Consider the following 16,908-nt stretch of genomic DNA (forward strand, 5'->3'; position numbering starts at 1 on the left):
GTTCTACTATGAGCCGGTGTTTTTTCTGCGCAAAAAAGCCCGATCCGTTAAAGGACCGGGCTTTTTTTCAATATGATGAGTCAGTTGTTGAATTTGTTGTGCCGTTTGAGCTTGTGCTGCTGTCATTTGTGTAGCCGCTTCCGCTCGTAGTGCCGTCTGTTGCAGTGCTTCCGTCAGTGCTTGAACTGCCAGTGCTGTCTGATGTTGAGCCATCGGTACTGGAGCTGTCAGTGCTTGAACTGCTCGTATCAGGAACATAATCTAGATGTTCTTGAAGCGTTTTTCTGACGTTTTCCAGATTCGCAGCATCCGGTTCAAAATAATACGTGTTGTTAGGCCCTAAATACAAATCAGAACCAGTAATTGACAGCGTGTCAATTTTCTTGCTGGTAAAGCCGCTGTAAATTTGCTGTAAGGCTAAACCTTCAGTAATGCGAATATTGGTTTCTACGTTTTCACTGGCTGTTTCTGCGATTTTATCAATTTTTGCAATATTGCTTGCGCTGGACATCCGATCGATCAACGCGTTTAAAATTTGTTTCTGTCTGTCATTACGGCCGAAATCTCCGCGTTTATCCTGTTTTCTCATGCGGGCATACGCCAAGGCTTTTTCGCCATTTAAATGCATCTCGCCTTTTTTGAAATAAATCCGTTTGCTTTCGTCCACATCGCTTTTTTCATCAAAGTCGAAAGGTACATCTACATCAATACCGCCAACTTCATTAATAACATCTTTAAATCCGTCAAAATCGACTGTTACATATTTATCGATTGGGATTTGCAAGAAGTTTTCAACAGTTTCAACAGTCTCATCTTTTCCGCCTTTGCTGTAAGCGGAATTGATCTTTGTTTTGCTGCCGGTTGTGTCACTTGCTAATTGCACACGTGTATCGCGCGGAATGCTCAGCATTTTCATGGTTTTATTTTTTGGATCAAGGGTAACTACAATAAGAGAGTCAGATCTCCCTTTTTGTCCTTTTGTCGCGTAATCTTCGATTCCCATAAATAAAATAGAAAATGGTTTTTTCTTCATATCTACAACTTCACTGCGAAGATTTGATTTATCTCCGCGGGAAAGCGCATCGTATGAATCATCCGCAGCGTTAATGGTTTTATATAGTTTATATCCTCCGAGACCTACAACTACCAATAATGCAAGGACGAACAACAACATAATCCTTTTTAAAATTTTTCTGCGTTTGCTCTTTTTCTTTTTGCGCACACGCACTCTAACGCGTTCAGCCATTATTCAGTCTCCTTTATGTGATTGACGGCTTTTTCAAGATACGTCAACTCTCCCTCTGTAATATCACTTTTTCCATTTGTTAACTCTGTCATCCACTCAGAAAACGATTGTGTTTCTTTTTCTTCTACATATGCTTCGAATTCTACGTTTTCTGCATAATGAATTTCTTTTAATAGAAAAGGTGATTCCCTTAATTCATTTTCAATCTTGCCAAGCCAAGTATAATCTGCGGAAGTATGCATAACCCTCATAAGCTTCCGTTCTACAACACCTATATGGTTTAATCCTTCAGACACTGACTTCCCATAAGCGCGGATTAAACCGCCTGCTCCCAGCTTTATGCCGCCGAAGTAACGCGTAACGACAGCACAAGTATCCTTAAGTCCGCGTTTTTTTAGCACCTCAAGCATGGGTACTCCTGCGGTGCCGCTCGGTTCTCCGTCATCATTGGCTTTTTGGATATGATCGTTTTCGCCAATTACGTAAGCTGAGCAATTATGAGTTGCATTCCAGTGCTGTTTCTTTATTTTCTGTATAAATTCCTGTGCTTCTTGTTCGGTAGAAACACGGCATAAATGACAGATAAAACGCGATTTTTCTATAACAATCTCGTGTTCTCCTGCTTCTTTCACAGTAAAATAGCTGTGCAGCATGCTTGCTGACCCCCTGCTAAGCATAAAAGACCGCCTATACAAATTCGTACAGTCTTTAGAATTTTTGTGCGTATTTTGTTATCATAAAGAGTAAGAAGGTACATAAAATTGTTTTTTTCTAGAATATACGCATTCTTTCATTATAATTCGACACAATTTGCAGATCAATTACATTTATAATAAAAATATATGACAACACCGTGACGGAGGGAAATTATGAATAAAACAAAGATGGATTCCAAAGTTCTGGATTCTATTTTGATGAAGATGCTGAAAACCGTTGACGGGAGCAAGGATGAGGTTTTTCAAATCGGGGAGCAGTCACGCCAGCAGTATGAACAGCTGGTCGAAGAATTGAAACAAATTAAACAGCAGGTTTATGAAGTCATCGAGCTTGGTGATAAACTTGAAGTGCAAACCCGCCATGCGCGAAACCGTTTATCCGAGGTCAGCCGCAATTTTCATAGATTCAGTGAAGAAGAAATCCGCAATGCTTATGAAAAAGCCCATAAGCTGCAAGTAGAACTGACGATGATCCAGCAGCGTGAAAAGCAATTGCGCGAACGCCGGGACGATTTGGAACGCAGACTGTTAGGCCTTCAGGAAATCATCGAACGCTCAGAATCACTAGTGAGCCAGATTACGGTCGTGCTGAACTATCTGAATCAGGATCTTCGGGAGGTTGGGCTGCTTCTTGCCGATGCGCAGGCAAAACAGGATTTTGGCTTGAGAATTATTGAAGCGCAGGAAGAAGAGAGAAAAAGAGTCTCGAGAGAAATTCACGACGGTCCTGCACAAATGCTGGCAAATGTTATGATGAGATCGGAATTAATTGAACGGATTTTCCGAGACCGAGGCGCTGAAGACGGATTCCAGGAAATCAAAAATCTCCGCCAAAATGTGCGGAATGCTCTTTACGAAGTGAGACGGATTATATATGATTTAAGACCGATGGCCCTTGATGACCTAGGCCTGATTCCAACTTTGCGGAAATATCTATATACAACCGAAGAATATAACGGTAAGGTGAAAATACATTTTCAGTGCATCGGCGATACGGAGGACAAACGACTCGCGCCTCAGTTTGAAGTTGCGCTCTTCAGACTCGCACAGGAGGCTGTATCCAATGCGTTAAAGCATTCTGGATCTGAAGAAATTACAGTCAAAGTTGAGATTACAAAGGATTTTGTGATTTTAATGATAAAAGATAACGGCAAAGGATTTGACCTGAAGGAAGCGAAAGAGAAGAAAAACAAATCATTCGGCTTGCTTGGAATGAAAGAAAGAGTAGATTTATTGGAAGGAACCATGACTATAGATTCAAAAATAGGTCTTGGGACATTTATCATGATTAAGGTTCCGTTATCTCTTTGACTATGATTTGTAAAATAGAGCCAAAAGGCATATTGACCGAATACCAGAGTATATAGAACAATAATACAAGGAGGCGTGGCTTGTGACTAAAGTAAACATTGTTATTATCGACGACCATCAGTTATTTCGTGAAGGTGTTAAGCGGATATTGGATTTTGAACCTACCTTTGAAGTGGTAGCGGAAGGAGACGACGGAGATGAAGCGGCTCGTATCGTTGAGCACTATCATCCTGATGTCGTGATCATGGATATCAATATGCCGAACGTAAATGGCGTGGAAGCTACAAAGCAGCTTGTAGAGCTGTATCCTGAATCTAAAGTAATTATTCTATCAATTCACGATGACGAGAATTATGTAACACATGCCCTGAAAACAGGTGCAAGAGGTTATCTGCTGAAAGAGATGGATGCTGATACACTAATTGAAGCGGTTAAAGTAGTTGCCGAGGGCGGCTCTTACCTTCACCCGAAGGTTACTCACAACCTCGTAAACGAATTCCGACGTCTTGCAACAAGCGGAGTTTCTGCTCATCCTCAGCATGAGGTCTATCCAGAGATTCGCAGACCATTACATATCTTAACAAGACGGGAATGTGAAGTGCTGCAAATGCTTGCAGACGGAAAAAGCAACCGCGGCATCGGTGAATCATTGTTTATCAGTGAAAAAACTGTTAAAAACCATGTCAGCAATATCTTACAAAAAATGAATGTAAACGACCGGACGCAAGCCGTGGTGGTCGCCATTAAAAATGGTTGGGTAGAAATGAGATAGCATGAAATTGGACTTGCCTTTTTGAGGCAGGTCTTTTTTTAGGCTTCTGTTTCCCTTACAATAGAGTCATAAAGTGATAAGGCAGGTAACGAAGCTATGAATATTGCAGTAGTAACAGATAGTACGGCATATATTCCCAAAGAAATGCGTGAACAAAATCATATACACATGATTCCTCTCCAGGTTGTTTTTGGGGATGAAACATATCATGAAGAAACAGAAATGGACTGGAAAAGCTTTTACCAAGAAGTGAAAAAGCATACAGAGCTTCCATCCACTTCTCAGCCTGCGATCGGCGAGCTGGTTGCTTTGTATGAAGAGCTCGGCAAGACATATGATGCGGTGATCAGTATTCATCTTTCTAGCGGAATTAGCGGAACGTTCAGCAGTGCAGCTGCAGCGAATACAATGGTCGATAATATTGAAGTATACCCGTTTGACTCAGAGATCAGCTGTCTGGCTCAAGGTTTTTATGCTCTGAAAGCAGCTGAATTGATCAGAAATGGAGCGTCATCGCCGGAAGATATTATAAAAGAACTGGAAGAAATGAAAAAAACCGTTCGGGCATATTTTATGGTGGATGATTTAACACATCTTCAGCGAGGCGGACGATTAAGCAGTGCTCAAGCCTTTATTGGGAGTCTTCTCAAGGTAAAGCCTATTCTGCATTTTGACAATAAGGTAATTGTGCCTTTTGAGAAGATTCGCACACGCAAAAAAGCAATTTCGCGAATTTACGAGCTTCTAGATGAAGACGCGAGTAAGGGCATGCCGATGAAAGTCGCCGTTATTCACGCTAATCGAGAAGAAGAAGCATCGAGTATTATTGAAGAGCTCTCTGCAAAATATCCGCATGTTGAATTTTATAACAGCTACTTTGGTGCGGTTATAGGCACTCATCTTGGTGAAGGTGCAATAGGAATCTGCTGGTGTTTTAAATAAATGATGAAATCTCCGTTTTAGAAGCGGAGATTTTTTTATATTCTTTTTTTAGCTGTTAGACAGAATATTTTCATTCCGGCATAATATCTCGCAAGGAGGCCGTACTATGCAGACTAAGACATCAGAATCGAACAGCCTATTCTCTAAAGAACTGCAGCAGCAGCTTCAGGGCCGTCATCTGCTTAGAACAGAAATCCCATTTTCTGACGAGATCATTGATTGGCATATCGAGCATGGTTATATATCTGCCGAGGAGTCTATATCAAAAAATAAATGGGGATATAGATGCAATAGATGCGGTCAAAATAATCAACAGTATTTTTCTTCGTATCATTCATCAGGAGAAGATAAAGTATACTGCTGCTCTTGTGTCATGATGGGCAGAGTGAGTGAGGATGTTTCTTTATATTCCTGGCGCAAGGAGGCAGAGGCAAACTGGAAGCCTATAAAACTGACTTGGGATGGAAAGCTTTCAAGCGGACAGCAAAAGGCCGCTGACGTCTTAATTGAAGCAATTTCGAAGCAAGAAGAGCTCCTTATTTGGGCTGTTTGCGGTGCAGGTAAAACTGAATTATTATTCCCGGGTATAGAATCGGCATTAAATCTAAGACTGCGTGTTTGTATTGCGACCCCGCGCACCGATGTTGTATTAGAGCTTGCTCCGAGACTGAAGGCTGCATTTCAGGGTGCTGATATTTCAGCTCTATACGGAGGAAGTGATGACAAAGGGCGTTTATCTCCGCTTATGATTTCCACAACCCATCAGCTTTTGCGCTATAAAGACGCATTCGACGTCATGATCGTTGATGAAGTGGATGCTTTTCCATATTCCGCTGATCAAACTCTTCAATTCGCTGTTCAAAAAGCGAGAAAGAAAAACAGCACTCTTGTTTATCTAAGTGCAACACCTCCTAAAGAATTAAAAAGAAAAACGTATAAAGGTGAGTTAAAATCCGTTCGCATACCGGCCAGATACCATCGGAAGCCATTGCCTGAACCGCGCTTTCAGTGGTGCGGAAACTGGAAAAAGAAATTAACCCGAAACAAAATCCCAAATGCGGTAAAAAGATGGATAGAACAGCATGTGAAAGAAGGAAGGCCCGTTTTTTTATTTGTTCCTTCCATTTCTGTTTTGGAAAAGGCTGCTTCCTGTTTTAAAGATATGAATTATCGAACAGTGGCTGTACATGCGGAAGATAAGCTCAGAAAAGAAAAAGTGCAGCAATTTCGAGACGGTCAGTTTGATCTGTTAATCACAACAACAATATTAGAAAGAGGTGTCACAGTTCCTATGGTCCAAACAGGCATCTTAGGGGCAGAATCGCCCATCTTTACGGAAAGCGCGCTTGTGCAAATCGCGGGAAGGACAGGACGGCATAAAGAACATGCAGACGGCGATGTCATTTATTTTCACTTCGGAAAAACAAAGAGTATGATAGAGGCAAGAAAACATATAAAAATAATGAATGAATTGGCTTTAAAAAATAAATTGATAGACTAGTTAATATTTAAAAACATGATACAGTATACTCATATAACTAATGAGGAGCTGTAAAAATGCTTGTCAATTCAAAAGAAATCATGATGGAAGAACTTCTTGACCGATATATGGATCAGCTTCATATGACCTGCACTTGCCAAGTATGCAAAAATGATGTACTTGCACTTTCTTTAAACCAAGTAAGACCAGCTTACGTCACTGATTTAAAAAAGATTGCATATACGAAAGCTGAGCTGGTAGATAAACAGAAAAACACGGCTATGCTTGTGATTTTGGCTGAATCAGCTGCTGTGGTATCGGAGAATCCGAGTGATCAATGCGAAACGAGACAGGAGGAGGCTCTAAAAAACTGATCTGTCTATTATGTGATTCACAATTTTCTCAAGCTGTTTCATGGTGCTCACTATTCTCATTAAAACCTGACGACAGGGTCTGTCAGTCCTGCAGAAACAAATTACAGATCATCAAAGGGGCCATCTGTCCGCTTTGCGGCAGGCCTCAAACCGCTCATGAAGTGTGCGCGGATTGCGAGGCATGGAAATCAAGAATAGATGACGGCTTAAGGCTCAGTCAAAACCGTTCTGTTTACTTATATAATGACATGATGAAAGAAACGCTCGCCCGAATGAAATTCAGGGGAGATGCAGCGATAATAAGCGCTTTTAAAAATGACTTTTCCTCAGAATTCTCTGCTGTCTATCCAGATAAACGCCTTGTGCTCGTTCCCATTCCGTTAAGCGAAGAACGGAAAGCAGAACGCGGCTTCAACCAGTCACAAATGCTTGCTGAATGCTTAAACAGGCCCATCCTCAATCCTCTCATCCGCCTGAATAATGAAAAGCAGTCTAAGAAAAAGAAAACGGAGCGCCTGCTTTCAGAGCATGTTTTTGAAACAAAAAACAGCTCCGTTGAGGGTATGGATATCGTTTTAATCGACGATCTTTATACTACGGGCGCCACTTTGCACTATGCTGCCCGCTGTTTATTGGAGAAAGGCAAAGCTGGTTCAGTGTCATCTTTTACCTTAGTGAGAAGCTAAATGATTCAATTTTTGTGCCGATATAATGTCTAGAAATTACTGCAGGCATATTAATGAATAAGGAGTAAACATGATGGGTGAACTGGCGAATTGTCCGAAATGCAATGCTTTATTTTTAAAAACAAAGCTGCAAACCGTGTGTCAGGCGTGTATTAAGGAAGAAGAAAAATCATTTGAGACTGTGTATAAATTTTTAAGGAAACAGGAAAACAGGCAATCAACACTGAGCCGCATAACTGAGGAAACAGGTGTGGAGGAAGAGCTGATTTTAAAATTCATCAGGCAAAAGCGAATCCAAATCACTCATCTGCCGAATTTGGCATACCCTTGTGAAAGGTGCGGGACATCGATTAGGGAAGGCAAGTTCTGCAAGGCTTGCCAGTCCGATATAAAGGATCAAATAGATCATCTGAACCAAGAATCCGCATTGAAAACAGAACGGGAAAATAGTAAAAAAGACACATACTATGCCTATAATACCAAAAACAGCTGATTCCCTAAACTAACTGAAAACGCAGTCGATAAAAGGGTTAGATTGTTTAAAGACTGCAACGGAAAGCGAGAGGAATCCTATGAAAATCAATCAATTTGGAACACAATCCGTTAATCCATACCAAAAAAATTACGAAAAGCAAGCAGTGCAAAAAAATGCTGCACAGCCTAAAGATAAAATCGAAATTTCATCGCAGGCTAAAGAGCTGCAAAATGCATCCGACGCAGTCACTGGTTCACGCCAGGAAAAAATCGCGCAGCTAAAAGCGCAAATTGAAAACGGGTCATACAAAATAGACGCAAATCATATAGCAAAAAATATAATTAATTTTTATAAAAAGCAGTAAAAAAGGAGAAAGCCATGTCAGCAAAGCCAATTATCGAACAATTGAAGCGACTTTGCGTTCTGCATGAGCATTTGCTCACGCTGTCTGAGGAAAAAACGGAAGCGCTCAAAGCCGGCAAAACAAAAGAGCTTTCTAACATTTTGACAAAAGAACAAAAATATATTCAAGCAATCGAACAGACAGAAGATGACCGGATTAAAGCGGCTTCCGCTTTTCTTGGATACAGCGAAAATAACACTATTTCTGCTTGTATCGCCAAAACTTCAGGCAGTGAAAAGGTAGAGCTTGAACTTTTGTTCGAATCTCTTACTAAAGTTCTCGGGCGTCTAAAAGAAGTGAATAAGCTGAATAGACAGCTGACAAGAGATGCGCTGCAATTCATCTCTATTTCGTACGATATGCTGGTTCCTAAGGAAAATAACTTTAATTACAGCAGATCAATTAAAGCTGAGCTTCCGAAGAGCAGCCGGCTGAAACTGTTCGATTCAAAAGCTTAGCGGAAAGGAATTCAGAATATGACATCTACCTTTATGGGGCTTGAAACTGCAAGGCGGGCGTTAAGCGCCCAGCAGGCAGCGTTAAGCACGACTGCAAATAACGTGGCAAATGCCAACACTGACGGTTATACAAGACAGCGAGTCTCGTTGGAGGCAACTGACTACTTCCCTGCTGTATCAAAAAACGCAGAAAAAAACGCGGGGCAAATGGGAACGGGCGTTCAAGGGAAGTCAGTTGAGAGAATAAGAGATATCTTTCTAGACTACCAATACCGTCTTCAAAACAATAGTGCCGGATACTACGACACGAAGGCCAAAGCCCTGTCCCAAATGGAAGGGATTATGAATGAGACTGGTGGCAGCGGATTAAACAGCGTGCTAAATTCATTTTGGAATTCTCTGCAAGAACTATCCAATAATGCCAATGAGGACAGTGCGCGTTCTGTTGTCTCTCAAAAAGGACAGGCTGTTGCTGATACGTTTAATTATATTTCTGAGTCACTTTCAAAAGTTCAATCAAATTTAAAAGCAGAACTAGATACTAGTGTACTAGATGTTAATTCACTGTTATCTCAGTTAAACAGTCTCAATAAGCAAATTGCACAGGTAGAACCAGTCGGTCTGCTTCCGAATGGTTTATACGATCAACGTGATTTGCTGATTGATAAATTATCTTCGATTGTTGATGTCAAAGTGAGCTATAACAAATCAGGCGGGAATGCGCTTGCTTCTTCAGAAGGTACTGTATCGATCGAAATCCTGGATAAAAATAAACAGTCACTTGGAACTGTTCTGGACGGTAAAAATTACGAGGTTTCAGAGCTGAAAGCTAACTATGATAATGAAACGGGCTTAGTCACAAGTATTTCAATCGGAGACACTGCTGTACAAGCTGAGTCGTTCAGCAGCAATGGGTCATTGTTAGGATTTATACAGTCTTATGGATATGTCACGGCAGACGGCAAAGAAAAGGGCATATATCCGGAGATGCTTTCAGATCTTGATCATATGGCGCTCGAATTTGCAAAAGCTTTCAATGAAGTACACCGAAATGGTCTGACACAGAGCGGTGAACAAGGCGGGGACTTTTTTGATTTTACCGGGGGTGAAACTGAGCCGGCAAAAGGCGCAGCAGGTAAGATTAAAGTCACTGACAGCATAAAAGATTCAAAAGGCGCGAATATCGCTTTCTCACTTACTGGAGCAGCAAACGATAATTCAAACGCAACGAATTTAGCAAATGTGTTAACCGGGGACATCACCATTAACGGAAAAGAAACGAGTGTGCTAGATTATTATGCTGGTCTCATTGGCGAGCTGGGGATCAAAGCTCAAGAGGCGAATCGGCTGGCATCTAATACAGAAACACAGCTGAATGATGCAGACATAAACCGTCAGCAAATGAGCGCTGTTTCTTTAGATGAAGAAATGACCAATATGATTCAATTCCAACACGCATACAATGCTGCCGCAAGAATGGTAACGTTACAAGACGAAATACTCGACAAAGTGATCAATGGCATGGGTGTCGGAGGAAGGTAGGTAGATCAAATGAGAGTAACACAAGGGATGATTCAGCAAAACTCATTGAGATATATCGGTTCAAGCTACTCAAAGCTGGATAAACTTCAATCACAGATTTCTTCCGGAAAAAAAATCTCAAAAGCTTCCGATGATCCAGTAGTAGCTATGAAAAGCTTAAAGTACAATACGCAATTATCTCAAGTTCAGCAATACCAAAGTAATGCTTCTCAAGCCTTTACTTGGCTTGAAAACACAGAAACAAACATTACTGAAGGAATTGACATTATGTCAAAGGTCAGAGAGTTAGCTGTTCAAGCTCAGAATGACACAAATGGTGAAGCAGAATTGCAAGCAATTGGTGTAGAAGTAAAACAATTAAAAGAGCAGCTTTTAAATATTGCTAATACACAAGTGAACGGCAGATATATCTTCAATGGCACTAATTCAGATAAACCCCCAGTTAAAGACAACGGCGACGGAACTTATACGATTTCTGATACTGCTGACGTTATTGTCAATATATCGGATAATATGTCATTAAAGGTGAACTCAGATCCGAAGGCAGCCTTTGGAGGTACTTCTGGAAGCGGACAAAATGTGTTTGAAATGCTTAATTCATTTGAGACAGCACTTAATTCAGGCTCTTTGGACGATGTGGACAGCGTTTTAGATGATATTGATCAATTTTCTGACGGTATGAGCGGAGAACGATCTGATCTCGGAGCGAGATATAACCGTCTTGAACTGATTAATACAAGACTTTCAGCTCAAGAAGAAACAGCTACAAAAGTGTTGTCAGACAATGAAGACGTAGAACTGGAAGAAGTCATAACGGAATTTATTGCCCAGCAAAGTGTACATAGAGCTACCTTAGCTGTAAATGCGCAAATTGTTCAGCCTACATTGATCGACTTTTTAAAGTAAGCGGCTCTCAGGAGTTCGCTTTTTTTATAGTTTAGGAGGTAGAGTGATGCAAATTCCCAGATTGATTATGCATAGTGTTCAAGGGAAAATTGGTTTAACAACGACGCCTGCCAGCTTAAAAATGGAGCAGCCGCAAGCCGACTTGGAAATTGAACAGCCAAGCGCGGAAATGGAAATATCGGTGACCCCGGGAAAACTCACGATTGACCAAACGCAAGCATGGGAAGAATTAGACAGAAAGCATGTATTCAAAAGAATCGAAGAAGCTGCCCAACAAGGGCATGAGGATGTAATGGAAGGGATAGCCCGTACTGCAGAAGAAGGCGACGAGCTTATGAGAATAGAAAATAAGGGGAACCCAATCGCTTCACAAGCAAAGAGGAACTCTGAGATGCACCAAATTCAATTAGGCGAACATTATGCTCCTTCTCTTTCAAGGGTGAAAATACAATATACCCCGTCACAGCTTGATATTCAGATTACGCCGCGAAAGCCTGTTATTCAGGCTGAACCGCATAAGCCGATTGTTGAATATACGCCGGGAAATGTTAAGGTTGACATGCTCCAATACCCTGATTTAAATATAGAGGTAGAAAACCTAAAAGAATCACTCGAAAAGTAAAAAGAAAAGGATCGTGAACAATGATCATTCATACTAAATACCATGGCCAAATGAATGTAAAAGAAGAACAAATCATTCTTTTTGAAAACGGGATTCCGGGCTTTTTAGAAGAAAAACAGTTCGTCATTCTTCCGCTTTCAGAAGACTCTCCATTCGTGGCGCTGCAGTCCGTCACTTCAGAGAATCTTGCGTTCATCGTTGTAAGTCCGTTTATCTTTTTTAAGAATTATGAATTTGACCTTGATGAATCAACTGCTGAACTTTTGGATATCGATAATATTGAAGACGTAGAAGTCATGACATTATTGACCATGGCAGAGCCATTCGAAAAAACTACTGCTAATTTATTGGCTCCTATTATTGTGAATCGCAAAAATATGCTGGCTAAGCAAGTCGTTTTACACGACTCCCCATATACGACAAAGCATCCGATTGGAGGAGAATCATGCTAGTTTTATCGCGGAAAATAAACGAAGCGATTCAAATAGGTGCTGATATTGAAGTGAAAGTGATTGCGGTTGAGGGTGACCAAGTGAAAATTGGAATTGAAGCCCCAAAGCATATTGATATTCACAGGAAAGAAATTTACTTGACCATTCAGGAAGAAAATAACCGTGCGGCAGCGTTATCCAGCGATGTGATCTCCGCATTATCCTCACAAAAAAAGTGAGGATTTTTTTTTATTTTTGTATTAACAAAATCAGAGACAATCCGATATTAATGATGTAGCCGGGAGGAGACGCAAACACTCCGCCAGTTACAAAAAAACAAGGCACAAGGACGTGCCTTAACAACATATTCAGGGAGGAACAAAACAATGAGAATTAACCACAATATCGCAGCACTTAACACACTAAACCGTTTAGGTTCAAACAACGGGGCAGCACAAAAGAACATGGAGAAACTTTCTTCAGGTCTTCGTATCAACCGTGCGGGAGATGACGCAGCTGGTCTTGCGATCTCTGAAAAAATGAGAGGACAAATCAGAGGTCTTGAAATGGCTTCTAAAAACTCTCAAGACGGAATCTCTCTTATCCAAACAGCTGAGGGTGCATTAACTGAAACTCATGCAATCCTTCAACGTATGCGTGAACTTACTGTTCAAGCAGGAAACACTGGAACACAACAACCAGATGATCTTAAATCTATCCAAGACGAAATCTCCGCTCTAAAAGAAGAAATTGGCGGTGGAACTGATGCGAACGGGATTGCAGACCGTACACAATTCAACGGTAAAAACCTATTAGATGGTTCTTTTGCTAGCGGTACAGCAGACCTTACATTCCAAATTGGTGCAAATAAAGGACAGCAATTAACAGTAAATATTGACAGCATGAAAGCGGCTGACCTTGGAACAACTGTAAAAATCAGTGATATCGATGTAACAAAGTTTGATACTTCATCATTCGATGATCAACTTTCCGGAATTGATGAAGCAATCACTCAAGTTTCTAACCAACGTTCTAAACTTGGTGCGGTACAAAACCGTCTTGAACACACAATCAACAACTTAAGCGCTTCTGGTGAAAACCTGACAGCTGCTGAGTCTCGTATCCGTGACGTTGACATGGCGAAAGAAATGAGCGAGTTCACAAAGAACAACATTCTTTCTCAAGCTTCTCAAGCTATGCTTGCTCAAGCGAACCAACAGCCTCAAAACGTACTTCAATTGTTACGTTAATTTTGAAAAAGACCTTGGCGATTGCCGGGGTCTTTTTTATATTCCTAACTCCAAATCTTTCCCCCTTGCTGTCTATACCTCGTGATATAATAATCGGATTCTCCACTAACCTATAAAAGTATTTCCAAACAAGAAATCTAAAACAGATGAGTTTTTTTCCATAAATATGTGTAATCTTATCTCGACTTAGTCGATATAAACGATAGATTGGGACATAGGGGATGATCAATTGAACATTGAAAGACTCACTACGTTACAACCTGTTTGGGATCGTTATGATACTCAAATACATAATCAGAGAGATCATGAGAGTGAGGTTCCTGTTCATCAAGTTTCATATACCAATCTTGCTGAAATGGTAGGGGAAATGAACAAGCTTTTGGAACCTTCGCAAGTTCACCTGAAGTTTGAACTCCATGAGAAGTTAAATGAATACTATGTAAAAGTAATAGAGGACTCTACAAATGAAGTCATCCGCGAAATTCCGCCGAAACGGTGGCTTGATTTTTATGCGGCTATGACTGAATTTCTTGGGTTATTTGTAGATGAAAAAAAGTAGATGAGGAGTGGTTTGAAATGGTCACGAGAATAACAGGTCTTGCGTCAGGAATGGATATAGATGATATCGTATCAAAGCTGATGCAAACAGAAAGAGCGCCGCTTGATAAGCTGACTCAAAAAAAACAGACGCTAGAATGGCAGCGTGACAGCTATCGTGAAGTCAACTCAAAAATAAAAGAATTACAAGATTATATGTCTAAAAATACGTTGACATATCCGAGCACGTATCAGAGCAAAGCTGTGATCAGCTCCAATGAGTCTGTGTTAACTGCTACAGGAAGCGCAAGTGCGCCAAACTCGTCTTCTACTGTTGAAGTAGCGAGTTTGGCAACTGCAGCAACGTATAAGGCAAATAATTATACGGGATACACACAAGGCGATTATAATTTGGCATTTAACGTTGTAGCACCTGGTGAGACAACGGCAAAAACAGTGAACATCAGTGTGACGAGCGCCGATACCATTGATAATGTGATTTCTAAACTTAACAGCTCAGATCTAGGAGTATCAGCATTTAAAGATAAAATATGGAACGGTACAGAGTATGTAGAAACGATTGCGTTTTCTTCTAAAGCAACAGGTGCAGGAGGCAGCATACAGGCAGCAGACTCTGCTACATCCGACTTTATGTCCGGTCAGCTTGGTTTTTCTTTAGACGCTGAAAATAAGCTCACTGCTTACAAAGAAGGAACAAATGCAAAGGTCACAATTAATGGCTTTGAAATGGAGAAGCTGACAAACAACTTTACGGTTAATGGCATCACCTACTCGATCAAAAATACAACTGCAGCCACAGGCCCTGTTACCACATCTGTTTCTACTGATGTTGACGGGATTTATAACCAAATTAAAGAGTTTGTAGATAAATACAATGAATTGGTTGACAGCCTGAATGAAAAGCTCAAGGAAGAAAAATTCAGAGACTATACTCCGCTGACGAGTGAACAAAAAGAAGCAATGTCTGATAAAGAGGTAGAACTCTGGGAGAAGAAGGCAAAAAGCGGTTTGCTGAGAAATGATTCCAGCATCAGCACCGGCACGAACCAAATGCGGACTGATTTTTATACTCAAGTTAATGCGGATGGGAAAACCTATCAATTAACTGAATTTGGCATCACAACCTCAAGTGCTTATCAATTGCGGGGCCATTTAGAGATTAATGAAGACAAACTGAAAGCAAAAATACAAGAAGATCCACAAAGTGTTGCCGCCTTATTTACAAACGGAACGAACAGCAGTGCCTATAGTGATAAAGGGATTATGAAACGTATCGGCGACACACTGAGAAGCACAGTGAAAAGCATTGAAGCAAAAGCCGGCAATTCAACAATGGGGGCAAGCGACTATTCAATTGGGAAGAATTTGCGTTCCATCAGTACTGAAATCACCGATATGCAGAACCGATTGAACACAGTAGAAAACCGTTATTATAAAAAATTCAGTGCAATGGATTCTGCGATTCAAAAAATGAACGAACAAGCGTCCTATTTATCACAGCTACTTGTACAATAAATGTAATTTGGAGGATGACACATGGCGATCCAAAATCCTTATGCAGCTTATCAGCAAAATTCAGTGAATACCGCTACGCCCGGGGAGCTGACCCTTATGCTGTATAATGGCTGTTTGAAATTTATAAAACTTGCATCTCAGGCCATTGAGAATAATGATATGGAAGGTAAAAATGAAAATCTGATTAAAGCGCAAAATATCATTCAGGAATTAAATGGTACACTTAACCGCAACATAGAGCTTTCCGGTTCAATGGGTGCGATGTACGATTATATGTATCGAAGATTGGTACAGGCAAATATCAAAAATGATACGAGCATGCTGGCTGAGGTAGAGGGCTATGTAAAAGATTTTCGCGATGCTTGGAAACAAGCCATGCAAAGTGAACGAAAGGACCGGCACGGATCAGGCGGGATCGCATGAAAAACATAGATCAACTATACACTGAGACGGAGAGTATGCTGTCACACATACAAAATACACCGGAAAGCGATGAACTTTTAAAGCAAATTGAAGACTTTGTGTCTAAACGGTCTGAACTTATTCAGGGGATATCTCTGCCGCTTTCAGAAGAAGAGCGAAAGCAGATGAAGCTTGTCTTGACATGGGATCAGCTTATTGTGAAGGAAATGGAAAGACTGAAGCAGTCAATCGCAGCAGAACTTCAGCAGGTGAAAAGAAAACGTGCGATGCATACGACGTATTTAAATCCTTATAACAACATCACGATTGACGGCAGATATTATGACAAGCGTAAATAGGTGAGTGCCTTGAAGAGCATTGAGGATTATACGCTTTTATCAGCTTATTATCATCTTCTTTTTACCATTGAGGAAGGGCTGTGCTATTTGATAGAGGCGGAACAGAATTTATCAAAAACAGAAGGGGATCGGATCTACCAAGATCTGATCCAAGCCTTTTTTTATTTGGATTCAACCCATTCAACTCTTCTTTTCGTGATGAACACACGGTGCGCAGAAGTATGCGTTAAGGCTTTTGACGAGATTTTTGCAGAATTTGATCAATTGGTTTCTTTCTCATTCCCCTCTCATGAATTCTGCGAGTATTTAAAAGGACATTTTCTGATTCACTATAGGAAATGGATGCTGTCCATTCATCGATGTATGGAGCCCTTTGTGATCAATTGACTTTGAGTAAGGTATTTTTTCTTATTGCCAGCATATACATATACCTCCCGTAACCATAGGAACATCAGCATAA

General features: G+C 40.7%; 22 protein-coding genes. 20 read left to right on the plus strand and 2 right to left on the minus strand.

The annotated features are described in order from the left end of the window. Positions 1-67: 67 nt before the first annotated feature. On the minus strand, positions 68-1,246 hold the full coding sequence (locus MTN95_RS13495; RefSeq protein WP_024123032.1) for an LCP family protein: 1,179 nt from the start codon (positions 1,244-1,246) through the stop codon (positions 68-70). After that, positions 1,246-1,899: a YigZ family protein gene (locus MTN95_RS13500; RefSeq protein WP_248338530.1), complete on the minus strand. Its 654-nt coding sequence runs from the start codon at positions 1,897-1,899 to the stop codon at positions 1,246-1,248. The genes MTN95_RS13495 and MTN95_RS13500 overlap by 1 nt, the downstream gene beginning before the upstream one ends. 216 nt (positions 1,900-2,115) lie before the next feature. Here MTN95_RS13500 and degS point away from each other — a divergent pair, with 216 nt between their 5' ends. From degS to MTN95_RS13600, 20 genes are all read left to right on the plus strand, one after another. Further along, entirely contained in the window at positions 2,116-3,273 is a 1,158-nt protein-coding gene (gene degS, locus MTN95_RS13505) for a two-component sensor histidine kinase DegS (protein WP_024123030.1), read from the plus strand. 82 nt (positions 3,274-3,355) lie between these two features. Beyond that, positions 3,356-4,045: a two-component system response regulator DegU gene (gene degU, locus MTN95_RS13510; RefSeq protein WP_003219701.1), complete on the plus strand. Its 690-nt coding sequence runs from the start codon at positions 3,356-3,358 to the stop codon at positions 4,043-4,045. A gap of 96 nt (positions 4,046-4,141) precedes the next feature. Further along, entirely contained in the window at positions 4,142-4,987 is an 846-nt protein-coding gene (locus tag MTN95_RS13515; protein ID WP_248338532.1) for a DegV family protein, read from the plus strand. Between the two features lie 106 nt (positions 4,988-5,093). After that, a complete protein-coding gene (comFA, locus tag MTN95_RS13520; protein ID WP_248338536.1) occupies positions 5,094-6,488 on the plus strand; it encodes an ATP-dependent helicase ComFA in 1,395 nt (464 codons plus the stop codon). 56 nt (positions 6,489-6,544) lie between these two features. Beyond that, complete coding sequence (gene comFB / locus MTN95_RS13525; RefSeq protein WP_059292436.1) at positions 6,545-6,841, plus strand: late competence protein ComFB; 297 nt, start codon at positions 6,545-6,547, stop codon at positions 6,839-6,841. Then, the gene (locus MTN95_RS13530) at positions 6,805-7,527 is read left to right on the plus strand and encodes a phosphoribosyltransferase family protein (RefSeq protein ID WP_248338538.1); all 723 of its coding nucleotides are present in this window, start codon (positions 6,805-6,807) and stop codon (positions 7,525-7,527) included. The genes comFB and MTN95_RS13530 overlap by 37 nt, the downstream gene beginning before the upstream one ends. 73 nt (positions 7,528-7,600) lie before the next feature. Beyond that, positions 7,601-8,020 carry a TIGR03826 family flagellar region protein gene (locus MTN95_RS13535; protein ID WP_024123026.1) on the plus strand — a complete coding sequence of 140 codons (420 nt, stop codon included), beginning with the start codon at positions 7,601-7,603 and terminating at the stop codon, positions 8,018-8,020. Between the two features lie 79 nt (positions 8,021-8,099). After that, a complete protein-coding gene (gene flgM, locus MTN95_RS13540) occupies positions 8,100-8,366 on the plus strand; it encodes a flagellar biosynthesis anti-sigma factor FlgM (protein WP_024123025.1) in 267 nt (88 codons plus the stop codon). A gap of 14 nt (positions 8,367-8,380) precedes the next feature. After that, positions 8,381-8,863, plus strand: a complete 483-nt coding sequence (flgN, locus tag MTN95_RS13545) for a flagellar protein FlgN (protein WP_248338541.1) — start codon at positions 8,381-8,383, stop codon at positions 8,861-8,863. Positions 8,864-8,881: 18 nt separating this feature from the next. After that, positions 8,882-10,405, plus strand: coding sequence for a flagellar hook-associated protein FlgK (flgK, locus tag MTN95_RS13550; RefSeq protein ID WP_248338543.1), 1,524 nt, complete (start codon positions 8,882-8,884; stop codon positions 10,403-10,405). 9 nt (positions 10,406-10,414) lie between these two features. Further along, positions 10,415-11,311: a flagellar hook-associated protein FlgL gene (gene flgL / locus MTN95_RS13555; RefSeq protein ID WP_202852883.1), complete on the plus strand. Its 897-nt coding sequence runs from the start codon at positions 10,415-10,417 to the stop codon at positions 11,309-11,311. A 46-nt stretch (positions 11,312-11,357) separates the two neighbouring features. Then, on the plus strand, positions 11,358-11,933 hold the full coding sequence (locus tag MTN95_RS13560) for a DUF6470 family protein (RefSeq protein WP_105954014.1): 576 nt from the start codon (positions 11,358-11,360) through the stop codon (positions 11,931-11,933). Positions 11,934-11,953: 20 nt separating this feature from the next. Then, complete coding sequence (gene fliW, locus MTN95_RS13565; protein ID WP_024123020.1) at positions 11,954-12,385, plus strand: flagellar assembly protein FliW; 432 nt, start codon at positions 11,954-11,956, stop codon at positions 12,383-12,385. Further along, positions 12,379-12,603, plus strand: a complete 225-nt coding sequence (gene csrA / locus MTN95_RS13570; RefSeq protein WP_010332059.1) for a carbon storage regulator CsrA — start codon at positions 12,379-12,381, stop codon at positions 12,601-12,603. The genes fliW and csrA overlap by 7 nt, the downstream gene beginning before the upstream one ends. 147 nt (positions 12,604-12,750) lie before the next feature. Further along, positions 12,751-13,614, plus strand: a complete 864-nt coding sequence (gene hag, locus MTN95_RS13575) for a flagellin Hag (protein WP_024123018.1) — start codon at positions 12,751-12,753, stop codon at positions 13,612-13,614. Between the two features lie 229 nt (positions 13,615-13,843). Then, complete coding sequence (gene flaG / locus MTN95_RS13580; protein ID WP_105990893.1) at positions 13,844-14,173, plus strand: flagellar protein FlaG; 330 nt, start codon at positions 13,844-13,846, stop codon at positions 14,171-14,173. Between the two features lie 17 nt (positions 14,174-14,190). After that, positions 14,191-15,687, plus strand: a complete 1,497-nt coding sequence (locus MTN95_RS13585) for a flagellar hook-associated protein 2 (RefSeq protein WP_248338546.1) — start codon at positions 14,191-14,193, stop codon at positions 15,685-15,687. Positions 15,688-15,708: 21 nt separating this feature from the next. Beyond that, positions 15,709-16,110: a flagellar export chaperone FliS gene (gene fliS / locus MTN95_RS13590; RefSeq protein WP_024123015.1), complete on the plus strand. Its 402-nt coding sequence runs from the start codon at positions 15,709-15,711 to the stop codon at positions 16,108-16,110. Next, entirely contained in the window at positions 16,107-16,448 is a 342-nt protein-coding gene (gene fliT / locus MTN95_RS13595) for a flagellar protein FliT (protein WP_024123014.1), read from the plus strand. The genes fliS and fliT overlap by 4 nt, the downstream gene beginning before the upstream one ends. Positions 16,449-16,457: 9 nt before the next feature. Then, on the plus strand, positions 16,458-16,835 hold the full coding sequence (locus MTN95_RS13600; protein ID WP_024123013.1) for a DUF8042 domain-containing protein: 378 nt from the start codon (positions 16,458-16,460) through the stop codon (positions 16,833-16,835). The last annotated feature ends 73 nt before the right edge of the window (positions 16,836-16,908 follow it).

This window comes from Bacillus sp. 2CMS4F, assembly GCF_023161785.1.
GTDB classification, from domain to species: Bacteria; Bacillota; Bacilli; order Bacillales; family Bacillaceae; genus Bacillus; species Bacillus halotolerans.

Excerpts from the sequence above, each read along its gene's own strand:
- fliT (WP_024123014.1), top strand. The coding sequence starts at position 16,107 with ATGAAAAACATAGATCAACTATACACTGAGACGGAGAGTATGCTGTCA.
- degS (WP_024123030.1), top strand. The coding sequence starts at position 2,116 with ATGAATAAAACAAAGATGGATTCCAAAGTTCTGGATTCTATTTTGATG.
- flgK (WP_248338543.1), top strand. The coding sequence starts at position 8,882 with ATGACATCTACCTTTATGGGGCTTGAAACTGCAAGGCGGGCGTTAAGC.
- flgL (WP_202852883.1), top strand. The coding sequence starts at position 10,415 with ATGAGAGTAACACAAGGGATGATTCAGCAAAACTCATTGAGATATATC.
- comFA (WP_248338536.1), top strand. The coding sequence starts at position 5,094 with ATGCAGACTAAGACATCAGAATCGAACAGCCTATTCTCTAAAGAACTG.
- fliW (WP_024123020.1), top strand. The coding sequence starts at position 11,954 with ATGATCATTCATACTAAATACCATGGCCAAATGAATGTAAAAGAAGAA.
- hag (WP_024123018.1), top strand. The coding sequence starts at position 12,751 with ATGAGAATTAACCACAATATCGCAGCACTTAACACACTAAACCGTTTA.
- MTN95_RS13560 (WP_105954014.1), top strand. The coding sequence starts at position 11,358 with ATGCAAATTCCCAGATTGATTATGCATAGTGTTCAAGGGAAAATTGGT.
- MTN95_RS13495 (WP_024123032.1), bottom strand. The coding sequence starts at position 1,246 with ATGGCTGAACGCGTTAGAGTGCGTGTGCGCAAAAAGAAAAAGAGCAAA.
- MTN95_RS13515 (WP_248338532.1), top strand. The coding sequence starts at position 4,142 with ATGAATATTGCAGTAGTAACAGATAGTACGGCATATATTCCCAAAGAA.
- MTN95_RS13585 (WP_248338546.1), top strand. The coding sequence starts at position 14,191 with ATGGTCACGAGAATAACAGGTCTTGCGTCAGGAATGGATATAGATGAT.
- flgM (WP_024123025.1), top strand. The coding sequence starts at position 8,100 with ATGAAAATCAATCAATTTGGAACACAATCCGTTAATCCATACCAAAAA.
- fliS (WP_024123015.1), top strand. The coding sequence starts at position 15,709 with ATGGCGATCCAAAATCCTTATGCAGCTTATCAGCAAAATTCAGTGAAT.
- MTN95_RS13500 (WP_248338530.1), bottom strand. The coding sequence starts at position 1,899 with ATGCTGCACAGCTATTTTACTGTGAAAGAAGCAGGAGAACACGAGATT.
- MTN95_RS13535 (WP_024123026.1), top strand. The coding sequence starts at position 7,601 with ATGGGTGAACTGGCGAATTGTCCGAAATGCAATGCTTTATTTTTAAAA.
- csrA (WP_010332059.1), top strand. The coding sequence starts at position 12,379 with ATGCTAGTTTTATCGCGGAAAATAAACGAAGCGATTCAAATAGGTGCT.
- comFB (WP_059292436.1), top strand. The coding sequence starts at position 6,545 with ATGCTTGTCAATTCAAAAGAAATCATGATGGAAGAACTTCTTGACCGA.
- flgN (WP_248338541.1), top strand. The coding sequence starts at position 8,381 with ATGTCAGCAAAGCCAATTATCGAACAATTGAAGCGACTTTGCGTTCTG.
- MTN95_RS13530 (WP_248338538.1), top strand. The coding sequence starts at position 6,805 with ATGCGAAACGAGACAGGAGGAGGCTCTAAAAAACTGATCTGTCTATTA.